General features: G+C 57.1%; 4 protein-coding genes. 1 reads left to right on the plus strand and 3 read right to left on the minus strand.

All coding sequences use genetic code 11. The features are described 5' to 3' along the window. Positions 1 to 17 precede the first annotated feature (17 nt). Both ACI7MX_RS17605 and mfd read right to left on the minus strand, forming a co-directional pair. The gene (locus ACI7MX_RS17605; protein WP_405591123.1) at positions 18 to 2,720 is read right to left on the minus strand and encodes an SNF2-related protein; all 2,703 of its coding nucleotides are present in this window, start codon (positions 2,718 to 2,720) and stop codon (positions 18 to 20) included. Positions 2,721 to 2,741: 21 nt separating this feature from the next. Continuing rightward, positions 2,742 to 6,191: a transcription-repair coupling factor gene (mfd, locus tag ACI7MX_RS17610; RefSeq protein ID WP_314491109.1), complete on the minus strand. Its 3,450-nt coding sequence runs from the start codon at positions 6,189 to 6,191 to the stop codon at positions 2,742 to 2,744. 287 nt (positions 6,192 to 6,478) lie between these two features. On the opposite strand from mfd, the gene ACI7MX_RS17615 reads away from it, so the two are divergent. Further along, on the plus strand, positions 6,479 to 7,942 hold the full coding sequence (locus ACI7MX_RS17615; RefSeq protein WP_122784053.1) for a glyceraldehyde-3-phosphate dehydrogenase: 1,464 nt from the start codon (positions 6,479 to 6,481) through the stop codon (positions 7,940 to 7,942). 130 nt (positions 7,943 to 8,072) lie between these two features. Here ACI7MX_RS17615 and ACI7MX_RS17620 read toward each other — a convergent pair. Continuing rightward, positions 8,073 to 8,587: hypothetical protein (locus ACI7MX_RS17620; protein WP_405596021.1), on the minus strand; the 515-nt coding region annotated here is incomplete at its 5' end.

Here is an 8,587-nt window from a genome sequence, read left to right on the forward strand (position 1 = left end):
CTACGAAGCCAGCGGGTTCAGCGTTTCTCGACCTTCGGCGGCAGCGGAGCAAACAGGGCTTCGATGTCGTCGTCGTGAAGCTTCCAGTCCCCGGCGATTCGACCGTCCAGTACGCCTGCCGCCAAATCCGACTTTTCCTGCTGCAAGTGCTGGATTTTCTCTTCCACGGTGCCCCGGGCAATCATCTTGTACACAAACACCGGTTTTTCCTGGCCGATTCGGTAAGCACGGTCGGTCGCCTGATTTTCCGCCGCCGGGTTCCACCACGGGTCGTAATGGATCACGGTGTCAGCTTCGGTCAGGTTTAAGCCTACGCCACCCGCCTTCAGGCTGATCAGAAAAATCTGCAAGGTGCCGCTCTGGAATTCCTTCACCGGCGTGCGCCGGTCTCGGGTCTGGCCAGTGAGCAGGGCATAGCGGATGTTGCGTTTTTTCAGCTCGGCTTCGATCAGGCGAAGCATTGAGGTGAATTGTGAAAACAGCAGGATGCGTCGACCTTCAGCAAACAGTTCGTCGAGCATCTGCATCAAACTGTCGAGCTTGCCCGAGGTGCTGCCTTTTTTCGGCGGTGTATCGCTGACCAAGCGCAGATCGCAACACACCTGACGAAGCTTGAGCAGGGCTTCAAGAATGATGATCTGACTGCGCCCCAGTCCTTTGCGGGTGATTTCGTCGCGGACTTTTTTGTCCATCGCCAGGCGCATGGTTTCGTACACGTCGCGCTGGGCTTCGTTGAGTTCGACCCAATGAATGATTTCGGTTTTGGGCGGCAGTTCGGTGGCTACCTGCTCTTTGGTGCGCCGCAGCAGGAAGGGTTTGATTCGCGCATTGAAGTGCTGCAAGCGCTCGTCATTGCCGTGGCGTTCGATGGGCACCCGGTAGTTGCGGTTGAACGTTTGAGCGTCACCCAGCCAGCCGGGCAGCAAGAAATGGAACAACGACCACAGCTCGCCCAAGTGGTTTTCCAGCGGTGTACCACTGAGGCATAAACGTTGGCGCGCCGTCAGCTCACAGGCGGCTTGGGAGGCTTTGCTGCCGGGATTTTTGATGTACTGCGCTTCGTCGAGGATCAGGATGTGCAGGGGCAGTTTTACCAGGTGCTCGATGTCCTTGGGCAGCAAAGCGTAGGTCGTGAGGATGACGTCATAGTCATTCAGGTTTGCAAAGTGCTTTTTGCGGGTAGGGCCATACAGGGCCAGCACCTTGAGTTGGGGCGTGAAATGCGCTGCTTCGTCGAGCCAGTTAGGGATCAGGCTGGTGGGCATGATCACCATGGCGGGCCGATCAAGTCGTCCGGCATTCTTTTCGCAAAGAATATGCGCCAGTGTTTGCAGGGTTTTACCCAGCCCCATGTCATCCGCAAGAATCCCGCCGACTTCCAGCTGGCGCAGCGACTGCATCCAGCTGAGGCCTTCGAGCTGGTAGGGCCGCAGGGTGGCGTTGAGGCCTTCGGGGGCTGCGACGCTAAAGTCTTTGATGTCGCGCAATCGTTGAGCGAAGCCGCGAATATGCTCGCCGCCTTCCCAGCGCAGAGGCAAGGCATCCAGTGCATTGAGGCGCGGGGCGTCGGCACTTTTGATGCGCAGTGCGGTTGCCCCCGGTTCGCCCAGGTAAAACTCGTCGAGGGTGGCCAGTACCGGCTTCAGGCGCCCGTACGGCAGGGCCACTTGTAACGGTCCGTGGGTGCTGTTGGGCGTGGCCGGAATATTGACCAGAATCAGTTCGTCATCTCGACGTTTGGCGAGTTTTTCCGGGCTGAGCATGTCGGTGTGCGAGCGCATCAGGTTGAGCAGGATCGGCAGCAGGCTCAGACGCTGGCCGTTGACGATGATGCCCAGTTCAAGATCGAACCAGTCGTGTTCCGGCGCTTCATCGACGTTGGCGTACCACTCTTCGACGGGGCTGAGATCAAATCCGAAGTCTTCATCAACCAGCAACTCCCAGCCCTCTTCGCGCAGATCGGACATATGGTTGAGGGTGAAATTGAGCCACGCACTGTCATTGACCATTTCGAACAATTCGCCCGCACTTTCAGGCAGTGCTTTGCTCTGGCGTGTCGCAATTTTGAACCCCAGCTCACGCAGTCGCTCTCGGTAGGCGTTTTCTGCGTTGGGATGACGCTTGATGCGCAAGGTTTGATGTTCCTGACGAATCAGGACATCGGTATTTTTCTGCCCGCTGACGTAATGCTCAAGGTAATTGAAAGACAAGGCGGCCCGATGCTGGGTATAGCGCTGCATTTTGCCGTTACGCGGTTCAAAGGCGCTGAATTCGGCACTGGCGAGCCACAGTCGTGGCACGGGTTGCACGTCATCGATCAAGACTTCAGGCAGGTTGGCAGGTCGGCGTGAATCGAGTACGGCCTGGAGTTTTTCCAGAAGCTCGGCGTCCTGGGCAGCGGCAGGGTAGTTCAAGGTGTCTTCAATCTTCAGTAATACAGCAGCGGTATGCTTGCAGTTAACGCGAACAGGGCATGTACAGTGCGCGCTGACCAAGAGCAGAGTGCCTTTGGCCGACTCACGCAGTTCAAGGGTCTGGCGGTACACATTTTCGCCTGAACCCTGACAGCTGGCAGTGATCAGGTTGTCACCGACCTGGGCAATCCTGACGCGGTTTTCCCGTGCGTAGCGACGGCCACGTTCAAGGCTTTGTTCTTTGAAACGGCTGACCCACGTCGGTGCGAGCGGTTTGGTCAGCCGGGGTGTCGTGTTCAAGGTCATGGCGGTGTCATTTAATCGCCATCAGGAAGCCTTCGGCGTCAGGCGTTCAAAGAGCGCTTCCAGGGTGTTGAAGCGTTCATCTGCTCGCTCCATGGGCACCATAAACTTGAACAGGGTGGCGCCTTCAAACTTGTAGCGGTTGGGTTGGCCCTGAATCAGTTTGATCAGCACCAGCGGATCAACCGGGGTGTCGGAGGCAAACTCGATGCGTCCGCCTTGTGGGCCTGCGTCGACCTTTTTGATGCCCAACTGCTCGGCCTTCAATTTCAGCGCGGTAATGCGCACCAGATTTTTGGTCGGTTCAGGCAACAGGCCGAAACGGTCGATCATCTCAACCTGCAAATCCTTGAGGCCTTCTTCATCGCTGGCGTTGGCAATGCGTTTGTACAGGATCAGCCGTGCGTGGACATCGGGCAGATAGGCCTCGGGGATCAAAGCCGGGACACGCAGGTTAATTTCCGGCCCGCCGCCCAGGGGCTGGTCAAGGTTGGGCTGTTCGCCCTTGCGGATCGACTTGACAGCACGTTCGAGCATTTCCATGTACAACGTGAAGCCGACCGCTTGTATCTGACCGCTTTGACCGTCACCCAGCAGTTCACCCGCGCCTCGGATTTCGAGGTCGTTGGTGGCCAGAACAAAGCCGGCGCCCAGGTCTTGGGTGTTGGCAATGGCTTCGAGGCGCTTTTGCGCATCGCCGGTGATTTGTTTGCGCGGTGGTGTCAGCAAGTAGGCATACGCCTGGTGGTGGCTACGTCCCACGCGGCCCCGTAACTGGTGCAACTGCGCCAGGCCGAATTTGTCGGCACGCTCGATGATAATGGTGTTGGCGCTCGGCACGTCGATACCGGTCTCGATGATGGTCGAGGCGATCAGTACGTTAAAACGCTTGTGATAAAAGTCGCTCATGACCTGTTCGAGCTCGCGCTCACGCATCTGCCCGTGGCCGATACCGATGCGGGCTTCAGGCACCAGCTCAGCCAGGTCGGCAGCGCATTTCTCGATGGTTTTAACATCGTTGTGCAGGTAGTAAACCTGGCCGCCACGCAGCAATTCACGCAGCAGGGCTTCTTTGATCGTGCTGTTGTTTTGCTCCATGACGAAGGTGCGCACGGACAGGCGGCGGGCCGGCGGCGTGGCAATGATCGACAGGTCGCGCATGCCCGACACGGCCATGTTCAGCGTGCGCGGGATCGGCGTGGCAGTGAGCGTGAGAATATCGACTTCACTGCGCAGGGCTTTTAGCTGTTCTTTCTGACGCACCCCGAAGCGGTGTTCCTCGTCGATGATCACCAGGCCCAGATTTTTGATCTTGACGTCGTCTTGCAGCAGCTTGTGGGTGCCGATGACGATATCGATTTTACCTTCGGCCAGATCGGCCACAGCAGCGTTGATTTCTTTGGCCGATTTGAAACGGCTCATGACTTCAACCCGTACCGGCCAGTCGGCAAAACGGTCGCGGAAGCTGTTGTAGTGTTGCTGAGCGAGCAGGGTGGTAGGCACCAAAATGGCCACCTGACGACCGCCATGTACCGCAATAAAGGCGGCGCGCATGGCCACTTCGGTTTTGCCGAAACCCACGTCGCCACACACCAGACGGTCCATCGGCTTGGGCGACAGCATGTCGGCGCGCACGGCTTCGATGGTGGTTTGCTGGTCGGGCGTTTCTTCAAACGGGAAGCCGGCGCTGAAGGTCGCGTAGTCGGCCTTCGGGTCTTCAAAGGCATAGCCTTCGCGGGCGGCGCGACGGGCGTAAATATCGAGCAGTTCAGCGGCCACGTCACGCACTTGCTCGGCGGCTTTGCGCTTGGCTTTTTGCCAGGTTTCCGAACCCAGACGGTGCAGGGGCGCCAGTTCGTCGTCGCTGCCGGTGTAGCGGGCGATCAGGTGCAGGTTGGCCACTGGCACATACAACTTGGCGCCTTCGGCGTACTCGAGGGTCAGGAATTCAGCGATCTGGTTGTCGACTTCAAGGGTAGCCAGCCCTTGGTAGCGGCCCACGCCGTGGTCGATATGCACCACGGGGGCGCCTTCGCGAAGTTCGGTGAGGTTTTTGATGACCGCATCATTGTTGGCGTCGGCGCGTTTGTCGCGGCGCCGACGTTGCATGACGCGTTGACCGAACAAGGGGCTTTCGGCAATCAGGGCCAGCGCCGGATCGTCCAGTAACAGACCTTCATCCAGCGGGGCGATGGTGATTGCCAGACGATGTTTGCTGGAGACGAAATCGCTCCAGCCATCGACCGTTTTGGGTTTCAGTTTCAGGCGATCAAGCAGCTCCAGCAGCACTTCGCGGCGGCCGGCCGATTCGGCCGTGAACAACACACGTCCTTCAAACTGTTCCAAAAACCCCGATAAAGCATGAAGCGGCTGGTTAGCCTTGGCTTCAATCGCCAGGTTTGGCAGTTTTTGCGCCGGGAAGCGTTCACCGCTGTTGCCGGGTTCCAGGTCATCCTGACTGACCACGACGCGGGGCCAGTTTTTCAGGCGTGCAAAGCAGTCTTCAACCGGCAAAAACAATTCGGCCGGAGGCAGCAAAGGGCGCGATGGATCTACGCGGCGTTCTTCGTAGCGGTTACGCACGTCCGACCAGAAGTTTTCGCAGGCTTTTTCAATGCCGGGCAGCGAGAACACTTGGGTGTCTGCGGGCAGGTAGTCGAACAACGTAGAGGTTTCGTCGAAAAACAACGGCAGGTAGTACTCGATACCGGCTGGCGTAATCCCGCTGCTTAAATCTTGAAAGATCGGGCAGCGGCGGAAGTCGACATCGAAGCGCTCGCGAAAACGTGCCTTGAAACGTGTGACCGCATCTTTTTGTAGCGGGAATTCACGGGCAGGCAACAGTCGTACCGATTCAACCTTGTCGATGGAACGCTGGGTTTCCGGGTCGAAGGTGCGCAAGGTTTCGATTTCGTCGTCGAACAGGTCGATGCGGTAGGGCAGCTTGCTGCCCATCGGGAATAAATCGATCAGCGCGCCGCGCACCGCAAATTCACCGTGTTCGTACACCGTGTCGACGCAGCGATAACCGCTGGCTTCAAGGCGGGTGCGCATTTGCTCAACGTCCAGCTTCTGGCCGATGTCCAGCACCAGGCTGCTACCGAGCAGGAACTTGGTGGGTGCCAGTCGATGTAGGGCCGTGGTAATCGGCACTACCAAAACGCCATGACTCAGTTCGGGCAGCCGGTACAAACTGGCAATACGCTGAGAAATGATGTCTTGGTGGGGCGAGAACAGGTCGTAGGGCAGGGTTTCCCAGTCGGGGAAATGCAGCACCGGCAGATCGGGCGCAAAAAACCTTAATTCCTGCTCAAGACGCTCGGCGCTCTGGCTGTCCGCTGTCAGCAGCAGGGTAAAACGCTGGGCGGCGCTGGCGGCTTCGGCAATGGCCAGGCTCAGGGCGGCACCGGGCAGGTTGCTCCAGTGCTGTTTACCTGCCGTAGCAGGGAGTTTCGGTAGACGCAGGACGGGCACGGAAGGTTGAGCTCCAAGCGTTGCGGCAAAGTCGGCAAGTGTAACGGGCCAAGGGGCTGGCTGTCAGTCACCGTCTTTAGGCGCCATTGAAATCAGCAGGTGTGAACGAACATGGGGGCGCAAGAGGCGCTGCGCAAGGGCATTTCACCTCAAAAAAAGCGGGGCTGTAGATTTTTTTTCGCCTATATTCGTTGGGGCTTAATCGTTTCAGTTGCAGCGTGTGACCGGCGTGCATTGCCCCTTCCTGGGTGCGGCGGCATAATGTAGCCCCTTTTTTCAGCCCCTACATGTGGAAGGTTCCCGTGACTCAGAAGCCCGACCAGTGTCTTGGTGAATGGATCGACCGTGAAGCACTCGCAGAAGCGATGATTCCGCTAATCGGCCAGCTTTACCGCAATAACAACGTGGTGAGCTCGATCTATGGCCGCAGCCTGATCAACCGTTCAGTCATTGCGATTCTTAAAGCGCACCGCTTTGCTCGCCATCGTCAGTCCGATGACATTGAATTGTCCGTGCACGACACTTTCCCGCTTCTCAAAGCAATGAGCGAGCTCAAGCTCGGCGCTGCTTCGGTCGATCTGGGCAAGCTGGCCGTCAAATTCAAGGCAGAGGGCAATGGACGTACTGCCGAGCAGTTCGTTCGTGATGAGTTGGCCGATGTTGTGGGTCAGCAGAATGCTGCAGCACGTAAAGGCACCGATGTTGTTCTGTACGGCTTCGGTCGTATCGGCCGTCTGCTGGCGCGCATCCTGATCGAAAAAACCGGTGGCGGCGACGGCCTGCGTCTGCGTGCCATTGTCGTGCGCAAAGGCGCCGAAAACGACCTGGTCAAGCGTGCAAGCCTGTTGCGTCGTGACTCGGTTCACGGCCCGTTCGACGGCACCATCGTGGTGGATGAAGAAAACAACACCATCACCGCCAACGGCAACCTGATTCAGGTGATCTACGCGAAGAACCCGACCGAGGTGGATTACACCCAATACGGTATTGAAAACGCACTGCTGGTGGACAACACCGGTGTATGGCGTGATGCCGAAGGTCTGGGCCAGCACTTGCAGTGCCCTGGCATTGACCGTGTAGTGCTGACCGCGCCAGGCAAGGGCAAGCTGAAAAATATCGTTCACGGTATCAACCACGGCGAAATCACCGCTGACGACAAGATCGTATCGGCAGCCTCCTGCACCACCAACGCCATCGTGCCGGTGCTCAAGGCGGTCAACGACAAGTTCGGTATCGTCAATGGTCACGTTGAAACGGTTCACTCCTACACCAACGACCAAAACCTGATCGACAACTTCCACAAAGGCGATCGCCGTGGTCGTAGCGCCGCACTGAACATGGTCATCACCGAGACCGGTGCGGCTACCGCTGCGGCCAAGGCGCTGCCTGAGCTGGCTGGCAAGCTGACCGGCAACGCAATTCGCGTTCCTACGCCGAACGTGTCGATGGCGATTCTCAACCTGAACCTTGAGAAGCCGGCCACTCGCGAAGAAATGAACGAGTACCTGCGTCACATGGCGCTGCACTCTGATCTGCACAAGCAAATCGACTTCGTCAGCTCTCAAGAAGTCGTGTCCACTGACTTTGTGGGTTCGCGTCATGCCGGTGTGGTGGATGCTGAAGCGACTATCTGCAATGACAACCGCGTTGTGCTGTACGTGTGGTACGACAACGAATTCGGTTACAGCTGCCAGGTAGTGCGTGTGATGGAAGACATGGCCGGAGTCAATCCGCCAGCGTTCCCGCGCTAAGCTACCGTAGCAACTGAAAACGCCCCGATTGGCTTGTGCCGGTCGGGGCGTTTTTTGTGCCTGAGTAAAACGTACATCCCCTTGCAGCATTGGGGCCATAGCATGTTATTCGGCAACGTTAGAGGCATGACTAGCTGTGCTTGTCCGCCATTCTTTGGAAATATGGACTTTTATTTAAGGCATCTACTAAATTCATTTTTTCGTAATTGGCGACGGATGCCGATGAAAATTTAGCTTGGTTAAGTGATTGAGCTGGCACCGGCGGAATAAAGGGAAGCTGTGCGCCGCTTGAAGCAGCCGGAATGTCTGAGTTCAGTTCACTGACTTTTTGCTGAAAAAAACGGCTGGCTTTTAAAGCTTCCACTAGATCTGTTTTTTCGAAATGGGCAATGGATGCCGATGAAAATTTAGCTTGTTTAAGTGGTTGAGCTGGCAGCGGTGGCGAAAGGGGAGCCTGTGCGTCGCTTGTAGCAGCCGGAGTGCCTGAGTTCAGTTCACTGACTTTTTTCTGAAAAAAAGAGCTAGCGTTTAAAGCACCGATTAGATCAATTTTCTTGATGTTGCTGATGGCTTCAATCGACGATTTAGTTTCGCTCGCTAGCTTCTGCGGCATTGCAAAGGCCATTGGTGGTGGTGGTGGTGGTG

The organism is Pseudomonas sp. 2024-210, from assembly GCF_045062345.1.
Lineage (GTDB): Bacteria > Pseudomonadota > Gammaproteobacteria > Pseudomonadales > Pseudomonadaceae > Aquipseudomonas.

Bases quoted from the DNA above. Each gene is read 5' to 3' on its own strand.
- ACI7MX_RS17615 (WP_122784053.1), top strand. From the start codon at position 6,479: ATGTGGAAGGTTCCCGTGACTCAGAAGCCCGACCAGTGTCTTGGTGAA.
- ACI7MX_RS17605 (WP_405591123.1), bottom strand. From the start codon at position 2,720: ATGACCTTGAACACGACACCCCGGCTGACCAAACCGCTCGCACCGACG.